The sequence below is a fragment of the Serratia sp. PF-27 genome, from assembly GCF_030053255.1.
GTDB classification, from domain to species: Bacteria; Pseudomonadota; Gammaproteobacteria; order Enterobacterales; family Enterobacteriaceae; genus Serratia; species Serratia bockelmannii.
Window position 1 is genome coordinate 786097 of sequence record NZ_JASGBT010000015.1, and the last position, 23683, is coordinate 809779.

Here is a 23683-nt window from a genome sequence, read left to right on the forward strand (position 1 = left end):
ATCAACAACAGCACAATACGCCGCGATTACTCGCGGCCCGGCAGTTTTTTCCAGGTGACTTCATTGCGAAGATAGGTCGGCTCGGCGTTTTCCACCGCCACCGCCAACCCCTGTTGCCAGGCGTGCAGCGCCAGCGGCAGCATGTCTTGCGCCTGCGGCAGCAGCATTTGGCCGTCACGCACGCTCAGCGTAGAACCGTTGACCAGGTCGGGATAGGTTTGCCAGCCGGTGCCGACGTGGGCCCATTCGCCCTGCAGACGCTGTGCACGCTCGAGCGCCTGCGCCGGCGACAGCACCGCCTCGCCTTCGCTTTCCAACCAGCTGCCGTCCACTTGGCGTTCGAACTGCCCCCAGTAGACTTCCCCCATGCGCGCATCGATCGCTGCCAGCACGCGCGCCGCGCCGCTGACGCGCCAGGCGCCCTGCGCCATGGTTTGCAGCGTGGAAATGCCAATCATCGGCAAATCGGCGCCCAGCGCCAGGCCCTGAGCGATGCCGATGCCGATGCGCACCCCGGTAAAACTGCCGGGGCCGCGGCCGAAGGCCAGCGCATCGAGCTGGTTGAGCGCCAGACCGGATTCCGCCAGCACCTGCTGCACCATAGGTAAAATTCGTTGCGTATGCTCGCGTGGGCACAGCTCAAACAGGGCGTGGATTTCGCCTTGATTCCAGACGGCGACGGAACAGGCTTCCGTCGCGGTATCGATCGCTAAAATTCGCGTGGACATGCCAACCTCTGGCGGGAATAAAACTGGGTTTTTCATACAGGGCGCGCATTGTAGCACAGCCCCGTAAGCCCTTCATCTTTCACGTGGCCGACGTATCGGCGGCCTGCAGGAAGGCGATGGCCTGTTTCAGATCGCGGGTACGCGGCGTAGGCGGCAGGCTATTGAGGAACACCTCGCCATAAGGGCGCATCACCAGACGGTTATCGCAAATCACCAGCACGCCACGGTCGTCGGTATCGCGGATCAAACGGCCCACCCCCTGTTTCAGGGTGATGACCGCATCCGGTAACTGTACGTCATTGAACGGATCGCCGCCGCGCAGGCGGCAATCTTCAATGCGCGCCTTCAGCAGCGGATCGTCCGGTGAAGTAAACGGCAGCTTATCGATGATGACACACGACAGCGCATCGCCACGCACGTCCACCCCTTCCCAGAAGCTGCTGGTCGCCACCAACAGCGCGTTACCGGCGGCGACGAACTGCGCCAACAGCTGCCCTTTGCTGGTTTCCCCTTGCAATAAGACCGGCAGCGTCATCGTGGCGCGGAACTCTTCCGCCAGCTCGCGCATCATCTGGTGCGATGTGCACAAGAAGAAGCAGCGGCCGTTGTTGGCTTCGATTAATGGGCGCAGCATGCGCGCCAGCTGGCGCGCCCCACCGGGCTGATTCGGGGAAGGCAAAAAGCGCGGCACGCACAGCAACGCCTGTTTGGCATAGTCGAACGGGCTCGGCAACAGCAGCGTTTTGGCCTTGGTCAGCCCCAGCCGTTCGGTGAAGTGGCCCAACTGATCGTTGACCGACAGCGTGGCCGAGGTAAAGATCCAGCTGCCCGGCTTCTCGTCCAGCATTTCGCGGAAACGATCGGCTACCGTCAGCGGCGTCAGCGCCAGCACGAAGTGGCGCGAATTGCACTCATACCAATAGCTGTAGCCCGGTTCCGTTACCGCCTTGAGGCGTTTGAGACGCGCGCGGTACAGCGTGGCGCGCTCAAAGGCGGCGTCCAGCAGCGCCGAACGCCCCAGCGACAGCTTCATCACGTCATAACACAGCTCCAGCGCGTCATCGAGCAGCAACAGAGCACGCTGCACGTTGGGTTCGCCGAGCACGTCACGCAGATTACCGCGGAACCCCGGTTCTCCCAGATTCAGACGGAAATCTTGCGTGCTCAGGCTGAGACGATCGGCGCTCTTTTGCAGCTGAGCCGCATCGCGCACCTCGGTGCGGTAGGCGATGGTGATGTCCTTCGCCAGATCCAGCAGCTGGCGGCTGGTGAGCTGCTGGCCGAAATACTGGCTGGCGATGTCGGGGATTTGGTGCGCCTCGTCGAAAATCATCACCTCGGCTTCCGGGATCAGCTCGGCGAAACCGCCCTCTTTTACCACCATATCCGCCAGGAACAGGTGATGGTTTACCACCACCACATCTGCATCCATCGCGCGGCGACGCGCCTTGACCACGAAGCAATCCTGATACAGCGGGCAGTCGCTGCCCAGACAGTTGTCATTGGTGCTGGTCACCAATGGCCAGACGAAGCTGTCTTCCGCCACTTCGCTACAGGTGCTGATATCACCCTCTTTGGTCTGCGACGACCACTTGCGCAGCTGCACCAGATCGATCAGCGTCTGCCCCGCCAGCTCGCCGCCGGCCATCGACTGCTGCTCCAGCCGCTCCAGACACAGGTAATTGGAGCGCCCTTTGAGCAGCGCCAGCTTGCCTTTGTACTTCAACGCCTTGGCGACGGTGGGCAGATCGCGCGCATACAGCTGATCCTGCAGCGCTTTCGAACCGGTGGAGATGATCACTTTGCGATCGGCACGCAGCGCCGGCGCCAGATAAGCGAAGGTTTTGCCGGTGCCGGTGCCGGCTTCCACCACCAGTTCCTGCTTGAAATTGATCGCTTCGGTAACGGCTTGCGCCATCTGCCGCTGCGGCTCACGCGGTTTAAATCCCTTGATAGCCTGCGCCAATGCGCCGTCTGTTGCAAAATCGTCTGTCACGCTGTCTCTCTGCCGGTGTCATTCAACGGTGATTATGCCAAGCCTGCCGCCCGGCTACCACCCACTTTATCGCCGCGCTTTTTTATCACCGGCTGTGCTACCCTTAGCGCGACTATGATATGGAGATAAGCAAATGAATATCGAAAGAATTGATCCCGATCAGCGCTGGTCCGAAGCCGTAGTGCACAACGAGACCGTTTACTACACCAGCGTGCCGGAGAACCTGGACGACGACGCGACCGCGCAGACCGCCAACGCCCTCGCCGCCATCGACGTGCTGCTGGAACGCGTAGGGTCGGACAAAAGCCGTATTCTGGATGCCACCATTTTCCTGGCCAACAGCGCCGACTTCGCCGCGATGAACGCCGCCTGGGACGCCTGGGTGGTCGCCGGCAGCGCGCCGGTGCGCTGCACGGTGCAGGCGCAGCTGATGAATCCGAAGTACAAGGTGGAAATCAAAATCATCGCCGCGCTGTAAGCCTGAGCGCAGACGAAAAAAAACCGCAGACGGCGACGCCTGCGGTTTTTTATTGCCCGCTATCAAGACAGTTTAAGGATCACCATCCCCGTCAGCAACAGCGCCAGGCCAATCCAGCCTTTGGCGTTCAACCGCTGGCCGAACATGATCCAGCCTGCGGCGATGGTGGCGGCGATACCGAAACCGCCCCACAGCGCATAGGCGATCGACAGATCGATACCCTTAACCGCCTGCGCCAGGGCGCTGAACGCACCGAGCACCGACAGCAGCGACAGCAATCCCAGCCAAATTTTACGGAAGCCGTCCGACATCTTCAGGAAGATGTTGGCGATAATTTCCAGTACGATGGCCAGCCCCAGGAACCCAATGTGGTACAACTCAAACTGTTGCATGGTTGTCACCTCGCGGGCTGACCTGTTTTCGCTCTTTGCGGGTACCGGATTTCACCAGCATGATGCCGGCGATCAGCGTAGCCAAGCCCAACACCTTCAGCGCCGAGATCGGTTCGTCGAACCACAGCACGCTGAACAGGGTGATGAACAGAATGCCGATGCCTTCCCATAGCGCATAGGCCACACCCAGCGCCACGCGTTTTATCGCTACCGACAACAATACATAAGACGCGGTAATCATCACGTACATCACGATGTGCCCGATCATGCCGCCATTGACGCTAGCGTATTTCATCGACAAGGTGCCGATGATTTCGGTCATGATGGCCAAACCTAAAAAGATCCAATAAATCATAATTTTTCTCCCAAACGGCGAATAACGCGCGCCAAGGCATATTTATCCCGATTTATCTCGTCGGACGGCCGCAATGCGGCGCGCAAGACGCAGAGATCCCTGGGGATAAACTGACCCAAACGCAAAAAGAATGTTTGCCCGGCTGAACGGTAATGCGAAGGCCTAAGCCCGCTACCAGCACCGGTTAAGGGAGAAAGACGCTATAGCTCGCTGCACCAGTGATGCTCACTGGCAAGGATCGCAGACAGGAAGAGTTGGCACGTAGAGGTTCTGAGGGTAGTTCCGTTAATAGTCATCATAATAGTTCTCTATTATCAGCCGCACACCGTGCGATTTGCCCAATATCCTCATAAAAGTAAAATTTTCAACTGAGATATTTTTACCACAGCCAAAATTAGAAAGCAAACTGCCGTTTTCATAAAAAAGCAGAAAAAAACGGGTTAAAAATAAGAAAGTTAATTGCGATAAAAATTAAAAAAGGCCCAACGGAGCGTTGAGCCTTGCGATATCCGCGGGTGAGCAAATAAGCGCCAACCCCAGGCCTGGCGCGGGTTACAACGCGGCGCCGCTGACCGCGCTGCGCGCCAGTTCAGTGATGCGCGCATAGTCGCCGCTTTCGAGCGCATCGGCCGGCACCAACCAGGAGCCGCCGATGCACAATACGCTTTTTAGCGCCAGATAATCGCGGTAATTGTTCGGCGTAATGCCGCCGGTCGGGCAAAAACGCACCTGCGGGAACGGGCCGCCGATCGCCTGCAGCGCCTTCACGCCGCCGTTGGCTTCCGCCGGGAAGAATTTGAATTCGCGCAGGCCGTAATCCATGCCCAGCATCAGTTCAGATACGGTGCTGATGCCCGGGATCAGCGGGATTGACCCCGCCGTCGCCGCCTGCAGCAAAGCGTCGGTCAGCCCCGGGCTGATGGCGAACTGCGCCCCCGCCTCGGTCACCTCCCGCAGCTGCTGCGGATTGATCACAGTACCGGCGCCGATGATCGCCTCCGGCACCTCTTTGGCGATAGCGCGGATAGCCTCCAGCCCGCAGGCGGTGCGCAGCGTCACCTCCAATACCCGCACGCCGCCGGCAACCAACGCTTTCGCCAGCGGCACCGCCTGCTCCAGCTTGTTGATCACGATAACAGGCACCACCGGCCCTGCCGTCAGGATCTGCTCGGCGCTGGTTTTCCAGTTTTTCATCGTTATTTCTCCATGACTCGCGGTTAACAATGGCACGCCCCTGCCACAGGGCTCCGCGCAAGCGCGCGAACGTCCGGCCGTACCGTAAGTGATGTGGCCCACGCGCAGATCGCAGGCAAAAAAAAGCCGGCAGACAGGCTGCCGGCATTGCGCATTATTCGAACTCGTTCCAGGAACGGCCGTCGCGGGTGATCATTGCCACCGAGGCCACCGGCCCCCAGGTGCCCGCCTGATAAGGTTTAGGCGCCTCGTTGTCGGCTTTCCATGCATCCATGATGGAGTCGACCCACTTCCAGGCCTCTTCCACTTCATCGCGGCGCACGAACAGCGCCTGAATGCCTCGCATGGTCTCCAGCAGCAGGCGCTCGTAGGCGTCCGCCACGTGCTCCTGGTTGAAGGTTTCCGAGAAGCTCAGGTCCAGCTTGGTGGTCTGCAGACGGTGCTTGTGATCCAGCCCCGGCACCTTGTTCAGTACCTGAATTTCGATGCCTTCGTCCGGTTGCAGACGGATGGTCAGCTTGTTCTGCGGCAGCTGCTGGTACGAATCGCTGAACAGGTTAAGCGGCGGGTTTTTGAAGTACACCACCACTTCCGAACATTTGGTCGGCAGGCGTTTACCGGTACGCAGGTAGAACGGCACCCCGGCCCACTGCCAGTTGTCGATATCCACGCGGATGGAGACGAAGGTTTCGGTGCTGCTGCTTTTGTTCGCGCCTTCCTCTTCCAGATAACCCGGCACTTTCTTGCCCTGGACGAAACCGGCGGTGTACTGCCCGCGCACGGTGGTTTCCCGTACATTGGTCTGATCGATGCGGCGCAGCGAGCGCAGTACCTTCACCTTCTCGTCGCGGATACGGTCGGTCGTCAGGTCCGCCGGCGGCGACATGGCGATCATGGTCAGGATCTGCAGCAGGTGGTTCTGGATCATGTCGCGCATCTGGCCGGCCTGGTCGAAGTAACCCCAGCGCCCTTCGATGCCGACCTCTTCCGCCACGGTGATCTGCACCGAATCGATGGTGCGGTTATCCCAGTTGGATGCGAACAGCGAGTTGGCGAAACGCAGCGCCAACAGGTTCAGCACCGTCTCTTTGCCGAGATAGTGGTCGATGCGGTAGACCTGGGACTCGTTGAAGAACTCCGCCACCTGATCGTTGATCACGCGGGAGGACGCCAGATCGGTGCCCAACGGTTTCTCCATCACCACGCGCGCCGGCTCATGGTTCAGCTTGGCTTCGCCCAACCCTTTGCAGATGGCGCCAAAGGTGCTTGGCGGCATGGCGAAGTAGTTGATGGTGGTGCGGTGTTTCTGATCCAGCATTTTACCCAGTTTGGTAAAGTTCTTGCTGTCGTTGACGTCCAGGTTGCAAAAGTCCAGGCGTGCGCTCAGCGTGGCCCAGAGTTCGTCATCCAATTTTTCTTTCATGAAGGTGCCAAGCGCTTCCTTGACCACTTCGGTATACGCTTTTTTATCCCACTCCGCGCGGCCGACGCCGATAATCCGCGTATCCGGGTGGATGTGTCCGGCTTTCTCTAACTGGTACAGGGAAGGCAGCAGCTTACGGCGCGCCAAATCACCTTTCGCGCCGAAAATAACCAGGTCACACGCCTGGGCTGTAGAGGTTACCGCCATGTTCATCTCCTCGTTGCAGGATATTTGTAATTTTCTTACATTACTAATGTACTCTGTTTGACTACGGCCAGCAAACCCGGTGCAGAAGCAGGAAAAAAGACCTCAAGATTCCAGCGGTAGCGCCAATGCGCGCCAGAGCCCGCACAGGCGGGCAAAACTGTAATTTTTCGTCTTTTTTGACGCTCTGTTACCATTATGAAAGTTAGACACAGGTCATATTCTGGTGAAAAAAGCCTGCATACGCCCTGTCGAGACTGCCAACGTTTACCAGCACGTAGTATATTTTCACTAAACCGGCATTGATTTCTCCTTTGTTTGAAATCGACATACCCTATCGATTCCAGGTTACAGCCGCTCGTTTGGCGTCTGCGTGCACGGCGAACACGGGCGAAATTCGGCGCTGTTGCTTGAAAGCCACAGGGATAAAACCATGAGTGACTCTCGTTATATGAATACGCTGGACAAAATCCAGAACCATCTGGAACGCCTGAGCAAATCTGAAAGGAAAGTCGCCGAGGTGATCCTGGCCTCCCCACAGACCGCCATTCACTCCAGCATTGCCACGCTGGCGCGCATGGCCGACGTCAGCGAACCTACCGTCAACCGTTTTTGCCGCCGCCTTGATACCAAAGGCTTTCCCGATTTCAAACTGCACCTCGCCCAAAGCCTGGCTAACGGCACGCCCTACGTAAACCGTAACGTTGAGGAAGACGACAGCGTCGATTCCTATACCAGCAAGATCTTCGAATCGGTCATGGCCAGCCTGGATACAGTAAAGGCAAATTTGGATATTGCCGCAATCAATCGTGCGGTTGACCTGCTTACCCAGGCAAAAAAGATCTCTTTCTTCGGACTGGGTGCCTCCGCGGCGGTGGCGCACGACGCGATGAACAAATTTTTCCGCTTCAACATTCCGGTGGTCTACTTCGATGACATCGTCATGCAACGCATGAGCTGCATGAACTCCGGCGAGGGCGACGTGGTGGTGCTGATCTCACACACCGGCCGCACCAAAAATCTGGTGGAGATGGCTCACCTGGCGCGGGAGAACGACGCCACGGTACTGGCTATCACCTCGCGCGACACCCCGCTCGCCCAAGCGGCGACCCTCGCGTTGCTGCTCGATGTGCCCGAAGACACCGACGTTTACATGCCGATGGTGTCGCGGATCGCGCAATTAACGCTCATTGACGTGCTTGCCACCGGATTTACCTTGCGCCGAGGGGCTAAATTCAGAGATAACTTGAAGCGGGTCAAAGAAGCGCTCAAAGAATCGCGCTTTGATAAAGGCGTGGTCATTCCCAACAGTTTTGATTCGTGACCCGACGAAGAAAAAAATCGCCGTTCAACAGACATTTGAATGACGGCATCAGAGGCGGTACCCTGTTAACATGCTCATGCGGGTAACCCGGGTGAAATATCAGTGTTGTAAAATTACATTTCACGCCTGGTTTCGTTATCCGACGTTATCGCAACACCAATATTTGCTTCACCAGTCAACGGAGTAATACATGTCCAGACGGCTCAGAAGAACCAAAATCGTTACCACCCTGGGTCCGGCTACAGACCGCGACAATAATCTGGAAAAGATCATTGCCGCCGGTGCCAACGTAGTTCGGCTTAACTTCTCCCACGGCAGCCCGGAAGATCACCAGGCTCGCGCAGACAAAGTGCGCGAAATCGCGGCCAAACTGGGACGTCACGTCGCTATCCTCGGCGATCTGCAAGGGCCGAAAATCCGCGTATCCACCTTCAAGGAAGGCAAAATCTTCCTCAACGTGGGTGATAAATTCCTGCTGGACGCCAACCTGTCAAAAGGCGAAGGCGATAAAGAAAAAGTCGGTATCGACTATAAAGGCCTGCCTGCCGACGTCGTGCCGGGCGATGTCCTGCTGCTTGACGACGGCCGCGTTCAGTTAAAAGTGCTCGAAGTTCAGGGCATGAAAGTGTTTACCGAAGTGACCGTCGGCGGCCCGTTGTCCAACAACAAGGGCATCAACAAGCTAGGCGGTGGCCTGTCAGCCGAAGCGCTGACCGAAAAAGACAAGGCGGACATCGTGACCGCCGCCAAGATTGGCGTCGACTATCTGGCGGTCTCCTTCCCGCGTACCGGTGAAGACCTGAACTATGCCCGCCGCCTGGCGCGCGATGCGGGCTGCAACGCCAAGATCGTGTCCAAGGTTGAGCGCGCCGAAGCGGTTTGCACCGACGAAGCGATGGACGACATTATTCTGGCCTCCGACGTGGTGATGGTTGCCCGTGGCGACCTCGGCGTCGAAATCGGCGATCCGGAACTGGTCGGCATTCAGAAGAAACTGATCCGCCGCGCCCGCACCCTGAACCGCGCGGTGATCACCGCGACTCAGATGATGGAGTCGATGATCACCAACCCGATGCCGACCCGCGCCGAAGTCATGGACGTGGCCAACGCCGTGCTGGACGGCACCGACGCCGTCATGCTGTCGGCGGAAACCGCTGCTGGCCAATACCCGGCGGAAACCGTAGCGGCGATGGCGCGCGTTTGTCTGGGCGCCGAGAAGATCCCGAGCATCAACGTTTCCAAACACCGTCTGGACGTGCAGTTCGACAATATCGAAGAGGCAATCGCCATGTCTTCGATGTATGCGGCCAACCACCTGAAAGGCGTCACCGCGCTGATCGCCATGACTGAGTCCGGCCGCACCGCGCTGATGATGTCACGCATCAGCTCCGGCCTGCCGATCTTCGCCATGTCGCGTCATGAGCACACGCTGAACCTGACTGCGCTGTATCGCGGCGTGACGCCGGTATATTTCGACAGCCACAAAGACGGCGTGATCGCCGCCAATGAAGCCGTCAATCGCCTGCGTGACAAAGGCTTCCTGGTCTCCGGCGATCTGGTGATCGTCACCCAGGGCGACGTGATGGAAACCGTCGGTACCACCAATACCAGCCGTATCTTGCGCGTCGAGTAATTCACGCCGCAGACGAAATGCCGGCCGGCTCACGTTGGCCGGCATTTTTTTTGCGCTGACATCGCCATAAACGACGGAGAACGCCATGCTCCACCAACACAACCCCGCAGCGAGCGCTGATGAGCTCGATCTCGACGGCCGTAGCCTGACGCAGCTCGACGAATCGCAGCTTGCCGGCCGCGCGCTGCGCAAGGTCAGCCTGTACGACAATCAGCTGACGGCCTTCCCCACCCCAATCTTCCGGCACCAGAATCTGCAGGTGCTGAATATCTCCTGCAATCAGCTCGACCGTCTGCCGCCGGAGATTGGTCAGTTGCAACAGCTCGAGATGTTCGACTTTGGCCACAATCGCGCGAGCGAACTGCCTGAAGCGTTGGGGCAACTGCACCGGCTGAAATACCTCTATCTGAGCGATAACGGTTTTAGCGACCTGCCCCATTCGCTGGCACAGCTGCAGCAGCTCATCTATCTCAACGCGACCGATAACCAACTGACCGCCTTGCCGCAGGCAATACCGAGGCTGGCGGCGTTGCAGGAGCTGCGTTTATACAACAATCGCATCCGCAGCCTGCCCGCCGAAATCGGGCAGCTGCGCGCGCTGCGCGAACTGCATATCATGAAAAATGCCCTGACCACGCTGCCGGCGGAAATGGCTCTGCTCGGTGAGTTGGAGATACTCGATGCGGCCAACAATGCTATCACCGAACTGCCGGCAGCCTTCTGCCACCTGCCGCGATTGAGCGAGCTGAACCTGCGTTTCAATCAACTGACGCGCCTGCCGGAAAATATCGGTGAGCTGACGGCGCTGAGAAGTCTGGATCTGCGCGCCAACCGCCTGAGCGAGCTGCCGGAAAGCCTCGGCGAACTGAGCCGGCTGCGCAAGCTGGATCTGCGCTGGAATGATTTCACCCGCACGCCTAAAGTCATCGACATCCTGCGGGCGCGCGGCTGTATGGTGCACATCTGAAGTGATACCGGCCGGGTTATAGCCCGACCGGCGTTAACGTTAGGAAGGATTAGCGATACAGATCGTCGCGCGAGTAAGGCTCAATCTCCCCTTCCTTGCGCGTCTTCAACAGTTTTAGGATCCAGGTGTACTGCTCAGGGTTCTGGCCCACCAGGTTTTCCACTTCTTCATTCATGCGGCGCGCAATCCGTGGGTCATCGGCTTCGGCCAGATCGTCCATGGGCTCGCGAATATAAATATCCAGCATGCTGGTTTTGCCATCGTACACCGGGAACAAAGGCACGATCGCCGCACGGCAAACCTTCATCAACCGGCCTACCGCCGGCAGCGTCGCCTTATAGGTCGCGAAGAAATCGACGAACTCACTGTGCTCGGCGCCGTGATCCTGATCGGGCAGGTAGTAGCCCCAGTACCCCTGCCGTACCGAACTGATAAACGGTTTGATGCCGTCGTTGCGCGCGTGCATGCGGCCGCCGAATTTACGACGCACGGCATTCCACAGGTAGTCGATCAGCTGATTGCGCTGGTTGTGGAACATCGCCGCCATCGGTTGGCCGCGCGCAGCCATCAGCATCGCTGGCACATCCACCGCCCAGCCGTGAGGCACCAGGAAAATCACGTTACGCCCTTCCGCCCGGATCTTGTCCAGCACCTCTTCACCGTGCCAACGCACGCGCTTTAGCACTTTTTCGGGCTTGGTGCAGGCCAGTTCCGCCATCAGCACCATCGACTGCGGCGCGCAGGCGAACATCTGGTCGATAATGTGCTCGCGTTCGCTTTCAGGCAGCTCAGGCAAGCAATACAGCAGGTTGATGCGGGCACGACGGCGCGCGCCCTTCGCCAGCTTGCCGGCCAGTTTGCCGACCGCACCCAGCACCGGATCGCGCAGGCGCGCAGGCACCAGCGAAATGCCGGCCATCAGACCGGTTCCCAACCACACGCCCCAGTAGCGCGGATATAAAAAGGCTTTTTGAAACTGCGGGATGAACTCTACGTTCGATTTCTTCTCGTTTTGCATGCACGTGCTCTTCGCTTAGCGATTCGGCTAATCATAATTGCCATCACCGATTTTGCAATTAACAACCGCGAACCACCCAGATAAAACAGCATCGGCCCGCAATCAGGCCGATGAAATTAACGGCGCCGGAGCGCCGGAAAAAAGGGGGACGTTAATCCAACTGCAGCTGAGGAACCACTTCCTTCACCTGTGCCAGATAATCGCTGCGGTCTTTGCCGCCCAGCCCTTCGGAACGCGGCAGTTTGGCCGTCAGCGGGTTCACCGCCTGTTGGCCGGTCCACAGTTCAAAGTGCAGGTGTGGCCCGGTGGAACGGCCGGTGTTGCCGGAGAGCGCAATGCGATCGCCGCGTTTCACCTTCTGGCCTGGTTTCACCAGCAGTTTTTTCAGGTGCATATAGCGCGTGGTGTACTGACGACCGTGGCGGATCGCCACATAGTTGCCCGCTGCGCCGCTGCGTTTGGCGATCACCACCTCACCGTCGCCGACCGCCAGCACCGGCGTGCCGACCGGCATGGCGAAATCGACGCCCTTGTGCGGCGCCACGCGGCCAGTCACCGGGTTCACGCGGCGCGGGTTGAAGTTGGAGGAGATGCGGAACTGTTTCATGGTCGGGAAACGCATGAAGCCGCGCGCCAGGCCAGAGCCTTGGCGATCGTAGAATTTGCCGTCTTCGGCGCGGATCGCATAGTAATCTTTGCCGCCGGTGTGCAGACGCACGCCCAACAGCTGGCTTTGCGATTTCTTACCGTCGAAATGCTCGCGCGACATCAGCACGGAGAACTGGTCGCCTTTGCGCAGCTTGCGGAAATCGAGCTGCCACTGCAGGGCTTTGATCACCGAGTTGATTTCGTTACGGCTCAGCCCGGCGTCGCCGGCGCTGCTGACGAAGCTGCCGTTAACCCGGCCGCTGATCACGTTGTTGCGCCATTCGCCCTGCTGCGCCTCTTTCGACTCTTTGAAGCTGTTGCCGACGCGATCGTAGGTGCGGGTTTCGCGGCGAGAAACTTCCCAGGTCAACTGCTGCAAATCGCCCGCATCGTTCACGGTCCACGACAGCTGTTGGCCGATCTTAAGGTTGCGCAGATCGCGGTTTTGCGAAGCCAGCAGCGTGACATCCGACATATCGATGCCGTACTGCGTCAGAATGCTGCCGAGGGTATCGCCGGTGGAAACCACATATTCATGCACGCCATCATCGCCGGCATCCTTCTGGTCCAGCTCATCCTGCGGGATTTCGTCATCGGGGGTGGGTTGGTCGACATCTATCGGTTCACTGGCTTCGGGGAGCAATGACCGCATCTGGCTGGATTCTAACTCGACGCTCTTGGCGATGGGGTTGTGTTCTGGGTGGTAAACAAAAGGCCGCCAAACAGCGACGGCCAATGTGACGACTGTCAGCGACCCCAGCATGACGCGATGGGGCCGTGGCAGGTTGTTATACGCCAGAGCGATAGTTCGGACTATCTGCTGCACTCGATATTATCCTCATAAGCTTTACTTCAGGCAGCTCACGTACTGGTTTGACAGCTGAGTCAGGAATTTCCCGTAGCTGTCCTTCCCCAGCGCGATGCCGATGCCCAGCGGGTCCAGCGTTCCGGAACGCACTTTGGTACCCTTGGCGACGGCATTGATTACGGCCGGCCTGAATTGTGGCTCAGCAAAAACGCATACCGCTTTCTGCTCAACCAACTGTGTTCGAATTTGGTGTAGGCGCTGTGCTCCAGGCTGAATTTCGGGATTGACGGTGAAATGGCCCAGCGGACTCAAACCGTAGTGTTTCTCAAAGTAGCCGTAAGCATCATGAAAAACAAAATAACCCTTACCTTGCACAGGCGTAAGCATGTTACCAACATTTTTGTCAGTTTGCGTCAGCAGATTCTCGAACTGGCGCAGGTTTGCGTCTAATTTGTCCTTATTTTGCGGCATAAGTTCCAACAATCTGTCGTGAATCGCGATCGCGGTCACTTTTGCTATCTCCGGCGACAGCCAAACGTGCATATTGTACTCGCCGTGATGATGCCCATGATCGTCATCGGCATGGTTATGCGCTTCGCCTGCATGATCATGATCGTCGTCATCTTCGCCTTTCATCAGCAACGGCTTCACCGCCGGCAGTTCGCTGACAGCCAGCTTTCGGGTTGCCGAGATAGGCACCAGCGCCTTGTTCAGGAACGCTTCCATGTCCGGCCCAACCCATAGCACCAGGTCCGCAGAGCGCAAACGCTGGATATCGGAAGGACGCAGCGCAAAATCGTGCGGTGAAGCGCCGTCCGGCAGCAACACCTCGGTCGGCGTCACGCCGTCGGCGATCGCCGAAGCGATAAAGCCCAGCGGACGAATCGTGGTCACCACCGCCGCGGAAGCGCTGCTCAGCGGGCCGGCCATCAACAATGCGCTGGCCAACAGCGTACGCTGCAGCCATTTATTTTTCTTTGCCATCATCAGTAATCCCATCGTTTTCATCAACAAGGCGTGATATTATAACATTCGCTTCGTTCTGCAACCTGTAATCTCGAGATGTCTACACTGATAACGCTAAAAAATATCTCCGTCGCCTTCGGCAGCCGCAAGGTGCTGTCGAACATTTCCCTCAGCCTGCAACCCGGCCGTATTCTCACGCTGCTTGGCCCGAACGGCGCGGGCAAATCCACGCTGGTGCGCGTGGTGCTGGGATTGGTCAAACCGACCGCCGGCACGCTGGAGCGTGAGCCCGATCTGCGCATCGGCTATGTGCCGCAAAAGCTGCACCTCGACGCCACCCTGCCGCTGACCGTCAGCCGCTTTATGCGTCTTAAACCTGGCGTAAAGAAAGCCGACATTCTGCCGGCGCTCAAACGCGTGCACGCCGCCCACCTGCTCGACCAGCCGATGCAAAAGCTCTCCGGCGGTGAAAACCAACGCGTGCTGCTGGCGCGAGCGCTGCTGAATAAACCGCAGCTGCTGGTGCTGGACGAACCCACGCAAGGGGTGGACGTCAACGGCCAGCTGGCGCTGTACGATCTGATCGATCAGCTGCGCAAGGAGCTGGGGTGCGCCGTGCTGATGGTCTCGCACGATCTGCATCTGGTGATGGCGAAAACCGACGAGGTGTTGTGCCTCAATCAGCACATCTGCTGCTCCGGCGCGCCGGAGGTGGTCTCAATGCATCCCGAATTCATCGCCATGTTCGGCAACCGCGGCGCAGAGCAGCTGGCGGTGTATCGCCACCATCACAACCACCGCCACGATCTGCAGGGAAGAATTGTCTTGAAGAAAACCGGGAGCCGCGAAGCATGATTGAACTGTTACTTCCCGGCTGGCTGGCCGGCGTGTTGCTGGCTAGCGCCGCCGGGCCGCTGGGTTCCTTCGTGGTCTGGCGCCGCATGTCCTACTTTGGTGATACCCTGGCGCACGCCTCGCTGCTCGGCGTCGCCTTTGGTCTGCTGCTCGACATCAACCCCTTCTATGCGGTGATCGCCATTACGCTGCTGCTGGCTCTGGCCCTGGTTTGGCTGGAACGTCGCCCGCAGCTTTCGGTGGATACCCTGCTCGGCATTCTGGCGCATAGCGCCTTGTCGCTGGGACTGGTGGTGGTGGCGCTGATGTCTAACGTGCGGGTCGATCTGATGGCCTACCTGTTCGGCGATCTGCTGTCGGTTACGCTGAGCGATATCATGATGATTGCCGGCGGCGTCGCCGTGGTGCTGTTGGTGCTGTGGTGGCAGTGGCGCGATCTGCTGTCGATGACCATCAGCCCGGAGCTGGCGCACGTCGACGGCGTTAATCTGGTGCGCGCACGCACCGTGTTGATGCTGGTCACCGCCTTGACCATCGGTCTGGCGATGAAATTCGTCGGCGCGCTGATCATCACCTCACTGCTGATCATTCCGGCAGCCACCGCTCGGCGCTTCGCACGCACGCCGGAGCAGATGGCGGGCGTCGCAGTGCTGCTCGGCATGGTGGCCGTCACCGGCGGCCTGACCTTCTCGGCGTTTTACGATACGCCGGCCGGCCCTTCGGTGGTGCTGAGCGCCGCCGTGCTGTTCACGCTGAGCCTGTTCAAAAAACAGCAGGCTTGATTAAAGCCAGCAGCAGAATATGACAAGGGCCGCGAATGCGGCCCTTTTTTATGATGGGTGGAAAACTTATGCTTCGCGTTCGAGACCGAAATGCCGGTAGGCATGCTGCGTCGCCAGGCGGCCGCGCGGCGTGCGCTGGATAAAGCCCTGCTGGATCAGGAACGGTTCAATCACGTCTTCGATGGTTTCACGCTCTTCGCCGATCGCCGCCGCCAGGTTGTCCAACCCGACCGGGCCGCCGGTAAACTTGTCGATGATCGCCAGCAGCAGCTTGCGATCCATATAGTCGAAGCCTTCGGCATCGACGTTGAGCATATCGAGTGCCTGCGCCGCCACTGCGCCGCTGATCACGCCGTTGGCGCGCACTTCGGCGAAGTCACGCACCCGGCGCAGCAGGCGGTTGGCGATACGCGGCGTACCGCGCGCGCGGCGGGCCACCTCATGGGCGCCCTCGTCGGACAGCTCCAACCCAAGGCACCCGGCGCTGCGTGAGACGATATGCTGCAGATCCGCCACCTGATAAAACTCCAGCCGCTGGACTATGCCGAAACGATCGCGCAGCGGCGAGGTCAGCGAACCGGCGCGGGTGGTCGCGCCCACCAACGTGAACGGCGGCAGATCAAGCTTAATCGAACGCGCCGCCGGCCCTTCGCCGATCATGATATCCAGCTGGTAGTCTTCCATCGCCGGATACAGCACTTCTTCCACCACCGGTGATAGACGGTGAATCTCATCGATGAACAACACGTCATGCGGTTCAAGGTTGGTCAGCATCGCCGCCAGATCGCCCGCCTTCTCCAGCACCGGGCCGGAAGTGGTGCGCAGATTCACGCCCATTTCGTTGGCCACGATGTTGGCCAGGGTGGTTTTCCCCAGGCCCGGCGGGCCGAAGATCAGCAGGTGGTCGAGCGCGTCGCCGCGCTGCTTGGCCGCCTGGATGAAGATCTCCATCTGCTCGCGTACGTGCGGCTGACCCACGTATTCAGTCAACAGCTTGGGACGAATGGCGCGATCGAGGACTTCTTCCTCGTTGATCGGTTCGGCGGAGATCAGGCGATCGGCTTCAATCATTATCTACCTCTTAGCGGCCTTACAAAGCAGCGCGCAACGCGTCGCGGATCAGGGTCTCGCAGTCGGCGCCCGGTTTGGCAATTTTGCTGACCATGCGACTCGCTTCCTGTGGCTTGTAGCCCAGCGCCACCAGCGCCGAAACGGCTTCGGCTTCCGCGTCCGCTTCCGGCGCGTTGTCGGCGGCGGACGGCAGGCTGATCTCGCTGCTGCTGTTGAACAGGTCGCCGTTAAGCCCTTTGAAGCGGTCTTTCATCTCTACCACCAGGCGCTCGGCGGTTTTTTTGCCCACGCCCGGCAGCTTGACCAGTGCGGTGATCTCTTCACGCTCCACCGCGCTGACGAACTGCTGCGCGGACATGCCTGACAGGATCGCCAGCGCCAGCTTCGGCCCGACGCCGTTGACCTTGATCAGCTCGCGGAACAGCGCACGCTCCTGCTTGTCGTTGAAACCGTACAGCAGCTGCGCGTCTTCACGCACCACGAAGTGGGTAAACACGATGGCCTCTTGCCCCAGTTCCGGTAGCTCGTAAAAGCAGGTCATCGGCATGTGTACCTCATAGCCCACGCCGTTCGCCTCCAGTAACACCAGCGGCGGCTGCTTTTCCAGAATATTTCCTCTGAGACGACCTATCATTTACCCTCCTGCAGAATAACCGGGCATGGCGCCCTGCCATGCCGTTGCTGGTAAAGCTTATAACATAAAAAAGGCTGGATGAATATCCAGCCTGAGCAATCATCGCTTTGCGTCAGCGCAAACGCCCGCGCGCCAGGTTCAACCGCCCTTCGCTCATCCGCAGCACGTTCTGGCTGAGGTGGCAGTGGGTGATGGCGATAGCCAGAGCATCGGCGGCGTCCGCCTGCGGGTTGGCCGAGAGTTTGAGCAGCGAGCGCACCATGTGCTGTACCTGCGCCTTTTCGGCCGCACCGGTGCCGACCACGGTCTGTTTGACCTGCCGCGCCGCATACTCGAACACTTCCAGATTCTGATTCACCGCCGCCACGATCGCGACGCCGCGTGCCTGGCCGAGCTTGAGCGCCGAATCCGGATTCTTAGCCATAAACACCTGTTCGATGGCGAAGAAGTCGGGCTGAAACTGGGTGATGATCTCGCTGACGCCGGCGTAAATCAGCTTCAGCCGCGTCGGCATGTCGTCCACCACCGTGCGGATGCAGCCGCTGGCGATATAGCTCAACTGACGCCCCTGCTGGCGGATAAGGCCATAGCCGGTGACGCGTGAACCGGGATCGATACCGAGTATGATCGCCATATCTACATCCACCTTGCATGCACGGCGCCGCCGAACGGCGGCGCCCGTTTTACCGGATTACAGCGTCGCCGCCACTTCGTCGGAAATTTCACCGTTATGGTAAACTTCCTGCACGTCGTCGCAGTCTTCCAGCATATCGATCAGACGCAACAGCTTAGGCGCGGTTTCCGCGTCCATGTCGGCCTTGGTCGATGGGATCATCGACACTTCCGCCGCTTCGGCCTCGAAGCCCGCCGCGGTCAGCGCGTCTTTCACCGCGCCCAGGCTTTCCCAGGCGGTGAACACGTCGATGGCGCCATCGTCATAGGTCACGATGTCTTCCGCACCGGCTTCCAGCGCCGCTTCCATCACGCTGTCTTCATCCAGGCCCGGTGCGTAAGTGATCACGCCCTTCTTGGTGAACAGATAAGCTACGGAACCGTCGGTACCGAGGTTGCCGCCACACTTGGTGAAAGCGTGACGCACTTCCGCCACGGTGCGGTTGCGGTTGTCACTCAGGCATTCGATCATGACGGCGGTGCCGCCAGGGCCGTAACCTTCATAGATGATGGTTTCCATATTGGTATCATCATCGCCGCCCACGCCGCGCGCGATCGCACGGTTCATGGTGTCGCGCGTCATGTTGTTCGACAGCGCCTTGTCCATCGCCGCGCGCAGACGCGGGTTGGAATCCGGATCGCCGCCGCCCAGCTTCGCGGCAGTGACCAGCTCACGAATAATCTTGGTGAAAATTTTACCGCGCTTGGCGTCCTGCGCCGCTTTACGGTGCTTTGTGTTGGCCCACTTACTATGACCTGCCATAAAAAATCTCCGAAAAAAACTACTGGACTGAATTGATCACGAACTCTTCAATCGCCTGCTGATTGCTCCATGACTTGGTCAACTTCACGGCTTCGGCCGCCTCAAGCCATTGGTAAGCGTGGTGCTCGGTAATCACCGGATCGCGCTCCTCGGGCAACGCCAGACAGAACCAGTGCTCTTTATTGCGCGTGGTTCCCGGCGCATAGCGATGTCGCAAATGGACAAAGAGTTCAAACTCCACGCAGCGTTGGCAATCGAACAACGGCAGGTGCTCTGCTTCGATATCGATGCCGACTTCTTCCATGACTTCACGCCGCGCGGCATGCGGCGGTGACTCATCCTGTTCCAGGCTGCCGGTGACCGACTGCCAGAACTCGGTATCGTCGCGCCGCTGTAACATCAGCACCCGACCACTGGATTTCGCGTAAATCACTACCAGGATAGATTCAGGGCGCTTATAACTCATCACTCGCTCTCTTGTTCCGCACCGGCTTTCTTTACCACGCTGATCGCCAGCTCCTGCAGCGACGCCGGGTTGGCGAAGCTCGGTGCATCGGTCATCAGACAGGCCGCCGCGGTGGTTTTCGGGAAGGCGATCACGTCGCGGATGTTGTCGGTGCCGGTCAGCAGCATCACCAGACGATCCAGGCCGAAGGCCAGGCCGGCGTGCGGCGGCGTACCGTACTTCAGCGCGTCCAGCAGGAAGCCGAACTTCTCGCGCTGTTCATGTTCGTTAATGCCCAGAATGCTGAATACCGTCTGCTGCATTTCGCTGCGGTGAATACGTACCGAACCGCCGCCCACTTCGTAACCGTTGATCACCATGTCATAGGCGTTGGCGATAGCGTTGACCGGCGCTGCCGCCAGCTCTTCCGGGCTCATGTCGCGCGGCGAGGTGAACGGGTGGTGCATCGCCGCCAGGCCGCCCTCTTCGTCTTCTTCGAACATCGGGAAGTCGACCACCCACAGCGGCGCCCAGCTGTCGAGTTGGGTCAGCCCCAGATCGCGCCCCAGCTTCAGGCGCAGCGCGCCCATCGCGTCGGTGACAATCTTGAAACTGTCTGCGCCGAAGAACAGGATGTCGCCGGTCTGCGCGTTGGTGCGCGCCAGGACAGCTTCCAGCACTTCCGCGCTGAGGAATTTGGCGATCGGGCTCTGCACGCCTTCCATGCCGGCGGCGCGGTCGTTGACCTTCAGCCAGGCCAGGCCTTTAGCGCCGTAGATGTTGACGAAAGCGCCGTACTCGTCGATCTGCTTGCGTGTCAGCTGTGCGCCGCCCGGTACGCGGATTGCCGCCACGCGGCCTTTGGCGTCGTTAGCCGGGCCGGAGAACACTTTAAACTCGACGTCTTTGACCAGGTCGGCCACGTCCACCAGCTCCAGCGGGTTACGCAGGTCCGGCTTGTCGGAGCCAAAGCGACGCATCGCTTCGGCGAAGGTCATGACCGGGAAATCGCCCAGATCCACGCCCTTCACATCCAGCCACAGCTCGCGCGCCAGTTTCTCCATCACTTCACGCACCTGATCGGCGGTCATGAAGGAGGTTTCGACGTCGATCTGGGTGAATTCAGGCTGACGGTCCGCACGCAGGTCTTCGTCACGGAAGCATTTGACGATCTGATAGTAACGATCGAAGCCGGACATCATCAGCAGCTGTTTGAACAGCTGTGGGGACTGCGGCAGCGCGTAGAATTTGCCCTTGTGCACGCGGCTCGGCACCAGGTAATCGCGGGCGCCTTCCGGCGTCGCCTTGGTCAGCATCGGCGTTTCGATATCGAGGAAGCCATGGCTGTCCATGAAGCGGCGTACGAAGCTGGTGATTTTGGCGCGGGTCTTCAGACGCTCAGCCATTTCCGGGCGGCGCAGATCCAGGTAGCGGTATTTCAGGCGCGCTTCTTCACTGTTGACCTGGTTGGAGTCCAGCGGCAGCGGCTCGGAGCGGTTGATGATCTCCAGCGCGTGGGCAAACACTTCCACTTCGCCGGTGGCCATATCTTTATTGATCTGGCTGTCCGGACGCGCACGCACGGTGCCGACGATCTGGATGCAGAACTCATTGCGCAGGTCGTAGGCCTTGTCGAACGCCACTTTCTCGTCCGGATCGAAGAACACCTGCACGATGCCTTCGCGGTCGCGCATATCAATAAAGATCAGGCCGCCGAGATCGCGACGACGATTGACCCAACCACACAGAGTGACTTCCTGGCCCACGTGGGACAGATTCAACTGTCCGCAATATTCAGTACGCATACGCTATCCTTTTACACAGCCGATGCCGCGCCGGGCTACTGCGCCCCTGTCGCGCGGCTGTTATCTGATAAATTCTACTTGTTACCCGGTTTAAAATCCGTCGCATACCACCCGGTGCCCTTAAGCTGGAAGCCGGAGGATGAAATCAACTTGGTCAACGCGGGCTGCCCACACGCCGGGCAGTCTGCCAGCGGCGCATCGGAAAATTTTTGCAATTTCTCTAACCGATGGTTGCAAGCACCACATGCATATTCATAAATCGGCATAGGTCGTTGGATTAAAGAGTGTTGAAAAAAGGGAGTCATTATAAAGGAAATTCATCCGCCCGATAAGTGCGAACACAGCATTGTTACTGCACTAAATGGCGCGTTTTTGCTCGAATCAACACATCGGTTAACAAATTTCCCATTAACCTGCGACAGTTTTTTCACGTAGCCTGATTCTCCCCCGGTTTTGCGCCGAACGCAGCTCGCCCGACGCGCCGAACAGTTTTTATCCACTTCGCAACGAGATGAAATCCATGCTGAAACTTGACGCCCAAACCACCGCTCTGGTGCTGATCGATTTGCAAAATGGCATTCTGCCCTACGCCGGCGGCCCGCACGGCGCCGAGCAGGTGGTGGCGAACGCCGCCCTGCTGGCCGCGCGTTTTCGTCTGCTAGGCGCGCCGGTGCTGTTGGTGCGCGTCGGTTGGTCAGACTCCTTCGCCGAAGCGCTGAAACAACCGGTGGATAAACCGGCTCCCGCGCCCGCCGGCGGTTTGCCGGCCAGCTGGTGGGAGTTCCCCGCGCCGCTGGCGGTCTGCGACAGCGATATTCTGATCACCAAGCGCCAATGGGGCGCCTTCTACGGCACCGATCTGGACTTGCAGCTGCGCCGCCGCGGCATCAAGTCTGTGGTGCTGGGCGGTATTTCCACCAATATCGGCGTGGAATCCACCGCCCGCGCCGCCTGGGAACACGGCTATGAGCTGGTGATCGCCGAAGACGTCTGCAGCGCGCAGAACGCGGAAATGCACCGTTTCGCGTTCGAACACATCTTCCCGCGTTTGGCGCGAGTGCGCGACACCGGCGAAATTCTTGCCGCGCTCGACCGGTAACGTTAAGTTGTAGCCTGATAAGCCAAGGATAAGTAAAGGAAGACGACGCCGTGATCTACATCGGACTGCCCCAGTGGCAACATTCAGCCTGGAATCGTATCGGGCTGCGTGACTTGGCGGATTACAGCCGCTACTTCAACTGCGTGGAAGGCAACACCACCTTCTACGCGCTGCCGAAGCTGGACATCGTGCAGCGCTGGCGCGACATGACCGGCGACGATTTTCGCTTCTGCTTCAAATTCCCGTCGGACATCAGCCACAAGGCCGCCCTGCGCAACTGCGCCGCCGAGCTGCAGGCGTTTTACCACTGCCTGAGCCCGGTGCATCAACGCATCGGGCAATTGTGGCTGCAGTTGCCCGCCGCCTTCGGCCCCGACGAGCTGCCGCGCATGTGGCAGTTCTTCGAAAGCCTGCCGCAGGAATTCACCTACGGCGTCGAAGTGCGTCATCCGGCATTTTTCGCCAAAGGCGAGGAAGAGCGCGCGTTGAATCAGGGGCTGCATCAGCGCGGCATCAATCGGGTGATCCTCGACAGCCGCCCGGTGCATCACGCCGCCCCCCATACCGCCGCCGTGCGCGATGCCCAGCAGAAAAAACCGAAGCTGCCGGTGCACGCTCTGGTCACCGCCGACCAACCGCTGGTGCGCTTTATCGGCGGCGACCAATTGGCCGACAACCTGCGCTGGTTCGAAGCCTGGCAGCAAAAACTGCCGCTGTGGCAGCAACAACATCAACCGTATCTGTTTATTCATACGCCGGACAACGGCGATTCACCCCAGCAAGCGCAAAAAATTTGGCAGCAGCTGCGCCGGGCGATCCCCGATTTGCCTGCGCCGCCGGACTGGCCAGAGCAAGATGCACTGTTTTGACCTATTAATCTGACCAATAACATCAAATATTTCCCCGCGACAGTGAATACAATGACGGCTATGATGCTGGCTGCCAGTTTTGGTTAGGGAACGGAGTTAAAAATGGTAAGCGCGCTTTATGTAGTGCTCGGCGCATTGTTGTTGATCAAACTCTCTTATGACGTAGTCAGATTAAGGATGCAGTACCGCGTAGCCTACGGCGACGGCGGTTTTTACGAATTGCAGACCGCCATCCGCGTGCATGGCAACGCCGTTGAATACATTCCTATCGCTGCCGTATTGCTGGTGATCATGGAGATGAACGGCGCGGAAATCTGGATGATTCACCTTTGCGGCCTGATGCTGATGGCCGGGCGACTGGTGCATTACTACGGTTTGCGCAACCGCGAGGTTCGCTGGCGTCGTTCAGGCATGGCCGCGACCTATATCTCTTTGTTGTTGATGGTTCTGGCAAATATCTTCTATCTGCCCTGGGATCTAATTTTCAGCCTGCATTGATCCCGTTTTATCATCAGGCGGCCGCGCCGCCTGCTTCCGCTCCGCTTTTTTACGCT

25 protein-coding genes are annotated in these 23683 nt (G+C 59.0%); 9 read left to right on the top strand and 16 right to left on the bottom strand.

From position 1 onward, the window contains the following. Positions 1 to 26 precede the first annotated feature (26 nt). The gene (gene tsaB / locus QMZ29_RS08590) at positions 27 to 728 is read right to left on the bottom strand and encodes a tRNA (adenosine(37)-N6)-threonylcarbamoyltransferase complex dimerization subunit type 1 TsaB (RefSeq protein WP_025303116.1); all 702 of its coding nucleotides are present in this window, start codon (positions 726 to 728) and stop codon (positions 27 to 29) included. Between the two features lie 79 nt (positions 729 to 807). Then, the gene (gene yoaA / locus QMZ29_RS08595) at positions 808 to 2724 is read right to left on the bottom strand and encodes a DNA repair helicase YoaA (RefSeq protein WP_004932318.1); all 1917 of its coding nucleotides are present in this window, start codon (positions 2722 to 2724) and stop codon (positions 808 to 810) included. Between the two features lie 133 nt (positions 2725 to 2857). Here yoaA and QMZ29_RS08600 point away from each other — a divergent pair, with 133 nt between their 5' ends. Continuing rightward, positions 2858 to 3202: a RidA family protein gene (locus tag QMZ29_RS08600; protein ID WP_025303117.1), complete on the top strand. Its 345-nt coding sequence runs from the start codon at positions 2858 to 2860 to the stop codon at positions 3200 to 3202. 62 nt (positions 3203 to 3264) lie between these two features. On the opposite strand, the gene mdtI is transcribed toward QMZ29_RS08600, so the two are convergent. From mdtI to zwf, 4 genes are all read right to left on the bottom strand, one after another. Then, positions 3265 to 3594 (bottom strand): multidrug/spermidine efflux SMR transporter subunit MdtI, encoded by a 330-nt coding sequence (mdtI, locus tag QMZ29_RS08605; RefSeq protein WP_016927446.1) that lies wholly within the window; start codon positions 3592 to 3594, stop codon positions 3265 to 3267. Then, positions 3581 to 3949 (bottom strand): multidrug/spermidine efflux SMR transporter subunit MdtJ, encoded by a 369-nt coding sequence (gene mdtJ / locus QMZ29_RS08610; RefSeq protein WP_025303118.1) that lies wholly within the window; start codon positions 3947 to 3949, stop codon positions 3581 to 3583. The genes mdtI and mdtJ overlap by 14 nt, the downstream gene beginning before the upstream one ends. Positions 3950 to 4501: 552 nt before the next feature. Further along, positions 4502 to 5143 carry a bifunctional 4-hydroxy-2-oxoglutarate aldolase/2-dehydro-3-deoxy-phosphogluconate aldolase gene (locus tag QMZ29_RS08615; protein ID WP_025303119.1) on the bottom strand — a complete coding sequence of 214 codons (642 nt, stop codon included), beginning with the start codon at positions 5141 to 5143 and terminating at the stop codon, positions 4502 to 4504. A gap of 154 nt (positions 5144 to 5297) precedes the next feature. Beyond that, on the bottom strand, positions 5298 to 6773 hold the full coding sequence (gene zwf / locus QMZ29_RS08620) for a glucose-6-phosphate dehydrogenase (protein WP_033643346.1): 1476 nt from the start codon (positions 6771 to 6773) through the stop codon (positions 5298 to 5300). Between the two features lie 448 nt (positions 6774 to 7221). Here zwf and QMZ29_RS08625 point away from each other — a divergent pair, with 448 nt between their 5' ends. The 3 genes from QMZ29_RS08625 (at position 7222) to QMZ29_RS08635 (ending at position 10694) form a co-directional block, all read left to right on the top strand. Further along, the gene (locus tag QMZ29_RS08625) at positions 7222 to 8094 is read left to right on the top strand and encodes a MurR/RpiR family transcriptional regulator (protein WP_025303120.1); all 873 of its coding nucleotides are present in this window, start codon (positions 7222 to 7224) and stop codon (positions 8092 to 8094) included. A 190-nt stretch (positions 8095 to 8284) separates the two neighbouring features. Beyond that, positions 8285 to 9727, top strand: a complete 1443-nt coding sequence (pyk, locus tag QMZ29_RS08630; RefSeq protein WP_004932339.1) for a pyruvate kinase — start codon at positions 8285 to 8287, stop codon at positions 9725 to 9727. A gap of 85 nt (positions 9728 to 9812) precedes the next feature. Next, the gene (locus QMZ29_RS08635; RefSeq protein WP_049209180.1) at positions 9813 to 10694 is read left to right on the top strand and encodes a leucine-rich repeat domain-containing protein; all 882 of its coding nucleotides are present in this window, start codon (positions 9813 to 9815) and stop codon (positions 10692 to 10694) included. 49 nt (positions 10695 to 10743) lie between these two features. Here the strand turns inward: QMZ29_RS08635 and lpxM are convergent, their stop codons facing one another. The 3 genes from lpxM to znuA all read right to left on the bottom strand — a co-directional run bounded on the left by lpxM (position 10744) and on the right by znuA (position 14152). Beyond that, positions 10744 to 11712, bottom strand: a complete 969-nt coding sequence (gene lpxM / locus QMZ29_RS08640) for a lauroyl-Kdo(2)-lipid IV(A) myristoyltransferase (protein WP_261424881.1) — start codon at positions 11710 to 11712, stop codon at positions 10744 to 10746. Between the two features lie 151 nt (positions 11713 to 11863). Continuing rightward, the gene (gene mepM, locus QMZ29_RS08645; protein WP_261424888.1) at positions 11864 to 13186 is read right to left on the bottom strand and encodes a murein DD-endopeptidase MepM; all 1323 of its coding nucleotides are present in this window, start codon (positions 13184 to 13186) and stop codon (positions 11864 to 11866) included. A gap of 21 nt (positions 13187 to 13207) precedes the next feature. Then, positions 13208 to 14152, bottom strand: a complete 945-nt coding sequence (gene znuA / locus QMZ29_RS08650; protein WP_025303123.1) for a zinc ABC transporter substrate-binding protein ZnuA — start codon at positions 14150 to 14152, stop codon at positions 13208 to 13210. 78 nt (positions 14153 to 14230) lie between these two features. On the opposite strand from znuA, the gene znuC reads away from it, so the two are divergent. Further along, positions 14231 to 14989: a zinc ABC transporter ATP-binding protein ZnuC gene (gene znuC / locus QMZ29_RS08655; RefSeq protein ID WP_004932357.1), complete on the top strand. Its 759-nt coding sequence runs from the start codon at positions 14231 to 14233 to the stop codon at positions 14987 to 14989. After that, positions 14986 to 15771: a zinc ABC transporter permease subunit ZnuB gene (gene znuB / locus QMZ29_RS08660; protein ID WP_164064174.1), complete on the top strand. Its 786-nt coding sequence runs from the start codon at positions 14986 to 14988 to the stop codon at positions 15769 to 15771. Before znuC ends, znuB begins: the two co-directional genes overlap by 4 nt. 66 nt (positions 15772 to 15837) lie before the next feature. Here znuB and ruvB read toward each other — a convergent pair whose 3' ends face one another. From ruvB to QMZ29_RS08695, 7 genes are all read right to left on the bottom strand, one after another. Next, complete coding sequence (ruvB, locus tag QMZ29_RS08665) at positions 15838 to 16842, bottom strand: Holliday junction branch migration DNA helicase RuvB (RefSeq protein ID WP_025303125.1); 1005 nt, start codon at positions 16840 to 16842, stop codon at positions 15838 to 15840. Between the two features lie 19 nt (positions 16843 to 16861). Continuing rightward, positions 16862 to 17476: a Holliday junction branch migration protein RuvA gene (gene ruvA / locus QMZ29_RS08670; protein WP_025303126.1), complete on the bottom strand. Its 615-nt coding sequence runs from the start codon at positions 17474 to 17476 to the stop codon at positions 16862 to 16864. Between the two features lie 112 nt (positions 17477 to 17588). After that, positions 17589 to 18110: a crossover junction endodeoxyribonuclease RuvC gene (gene ruvC, locus QMZ29_RS08675; RefSeq protein ID WP_004932367.1), complete on the bottom strand. Its 522-nt coding sequence runs from the start codon at positions 18108 to 18110 to the stop codon at positions 17589 to 17591. Positions 18111 to 18167: 57 nt separating this feature from the next. Beyond that, positions 18168 to 18911, bottom strand: coding sequence for a YebC/PmpR family DNA-binding transcriptional regulator (locus QMZ29_RS08680; protein ID WP_004932370.1), 744 nt, complete (start codon positions 18909 to 18911; stop codon positions 18168 to 18170). Positions 18912 to 18930: 19 nt separating this feature from the next. Continuing rightward, the gene (nudB, locus tag QMZ29_RS08685; RefSeq protein WP_004932373.1) at positions 18931 to 19377 is read right to left on the bottom strand and encodes a dihydroneopterin triphosphate diphosphatase; all 447 of its coding nucleotides are present in this window, start codon (positions 19375 to 19377) and stop codon (positions 18931 to 18933) included. Then, positions 19377 to 21161, bottom strand: a complete 1785-nt coding sequence (gene aspS / locus QMZ29_RS08690) for an aspartate--tRNA ligase (protein ID WP_025303127.1) — start codon at positions 21159 to 21161, stop codon at positions 19377 to 19379. Before aspS ends, nudB begins: the two co-directional genes overlap by 1 nt. A gap of 74 nt (positions 21162 to 21235) precedes the next feature. Further along, on the bottom strand, positions 21236 to 21466 hold the full coding sequence (locus tag QMZ29_RS08695) for an FmdB family zinc ribbon protein (RefSeq protein ID WP_320204121.1): 231 nt from the start codon (positions 21464 to 21466) through the stop codon (positions 21236 to 21238). 215 nt (positions 21467 to 21681) lie between these two features. Between QMZ29_RS08695 and QMZ29_RS08700 the strand changes: the two genes are divergently transcribed. The 3 genes from QMZ29_RS08700 to QMZ29_RS08710 all read left to right on the top strand — a co-directional run bounded on the left by QMZ29_RS08700 (position 21682) and on the right by QMZ29_RS08710 (position 23627). Then, entirely contained in the window at positions 21682 to 22260 is a 579-nt protein-coding gene (locus QMZ29_RS08700) for a hydrolase (protein WP_043143030.1), read from the top strand. 53 nt (positions 22261 to 22313) lie between these two features. Continuing rightward, positions 22314 to 23129, top strand: a complete 816-nt coding sequence (locus tag QMZ29_RS08705; RefSeq protein ID WP_089180536.1) for a DUF72 domain-containing protein — start codon at positions 22314 to 22316, stop codon at positions 23127 to 23129. A gap of 102 nt (positions 23130 to 23231) precedes the next feature. After that, positions 23232 to 23627: an MAPEG family protein gene (locus QMZ29_RS08710; RefSeq protein WP_004932387.1), complete on the top strand. Its 396-nt coding sequence runs from the start codon at positions 23232 to 23234 to the stop codon at positions 23625 to 23627. Positions 23628 to 23683: the final 56 nt, after the last annotated feature.

Bases quoted from the DNA above. Each gene is read 5' to 3' on its own strand.
- tsaB (WP_025303116.1), bottom strand. From the start codon at position 728: ATGTCCACGCGAATTTTAGCGATCGATACCGCGACGGAAGCCTGTTCC.
- QMZ29_RS08600 (WP_025303117.1), top strand. From the start codon at position 2,858: ATGAATATCGAAAGAATTGATCCCGATCAGCGCTGGTCCGAAGCCGTA.
- mdtI (WP_016927446.1), bottom strand. From the start codon at position 3,594: ATGCAACAGTTTGAGTTGTACCACATTGGGTTCCTGGGGCTGGCCATC.
- mdtJ (WP_025303118.1), bottom strand. From the start codon at position 3,949: ATGATTTATTGGATCTTTTTAGGTTTGGCCATCATGACCGAAATCATC.
- QMZ29_RS08615 (WP_025303119.1), bottom strand. From the start codon at position 5,143: ATGAAAAACTGGAAAACCAGCGCCGAGCAGATCCTGACGGCAGGGCCG.
- zwf (WP_033643346.1), bottom strand. From the start codon at position 6,773: ATGGCGGTAACCTCTACAGCCCAGGCGTGTGACCTGGTTATTTTCGGC.
- QMZ29_RS08625 (WP_025303120.1), top strand. From the start codon at position 7,222: ATGAATACGCTGGACAAAATCCAGAACCATCTGGAACGCCTGAGCAAA.
- pyk (WP_004932339.1), top strand. From the start codon at position 8,285: ATGTCCAGACGGCTCAGAAGAACCAAAATCGTTACCACCCTGGGTCCG.
- QMZ29_RS08635 (WP_049209180.1), top strand. From the start codon at position 9,813: ATGCTCCACCAACACAACCCCGCAGCGAGCGCTGATGAGCTCGATCTC.
- lpxM (WP_261424881.1), bottom strand. From the start codon at position 11,712: ATGCAAAACGAGAAGAAATCGAACGTAGAGTTCATCCCGCAGTTTCAA.
- znuA (WP_025303123.1), bottom strand. From the start codon at position 14,152: ATGGCAAAGAAAAATAAATGGCTGCAGCGTACGCTGTTGGCCAGCGCA.
- znuC (WP_004932357.1), top strand. From the start codon at position 14,231: ATGTCTACACTGATAACGCTAAAAAATATCTCCGTCGCCTTCGGCAGC.
- znuB (WP_164064174.1), top strand. From the start codon at position 14,986: ATGATTGAACTGTTACTTCCCGGCTGGCTGGCCGGCGTGTTGCTGGCT.
- ruvB (WP_025303125.1), bottom strand. From the start codon at position 16,842: ATGATTGAAGCCGATCGCCTGATCTCCGCCGAACCGATCAACGAGGAA.
- ruvA (WP_025303126.1), bottom strand. From the start codon at position 17,476: ATGATAGGTCGTCTCAGAGGAAATATTCTGGAAAAGCAGCCGCCGCTG.
- ruvC (WP_004932367.1), bottom strand. From the start codon at position 18,110: ATGGCGATCATACTCGGTATCGATCCCGGTTCACGCGTCACCGGCTAT.
- QMZ29_RS08680 (WP_004932370.1), bottom strand. From the start codon at position 18,911: ATGGCAGGTCATAGTAAGTGGGCCAACACAAAGCACCGTAAAGCGGCG.
- nudB (WP_004932373.1), bottom strand. From the start codon at position 19,377: ATGAGTTATAAGCGCCCTGAATCTATCCTGGTAGTGATTTACGCGAAA.
- aspS (WP_025303127.1), bottom strand. From the start codon at position 21,161: ATGCGTACTGAATATTGCGGACAGTTGAATCTGTCCCACGTGGGCCAG.
- QMZ29_RS08695 (WP_320204121.1), bottom strand. From the start codon at position 21,466: ATGACTCCCTTTTTTCAACACTCTTTAATCCAACGACCTATGCCGATT.
- QMZ29_RS08700 (WP_043143030.1), top strand. From the start codon at position 21,682: ATGCTGAAACTTGACGCCCAAACCACCGCTCTGGTGCTGATCGATTTG.
- QMZ29_RS08710 (WP_004932387.1), top strand. From the start codon at position 23,232: ATGGTAAGCGCGCTTTATGTAGTGCTCGGCGCATTGTTGTTGATCAAA.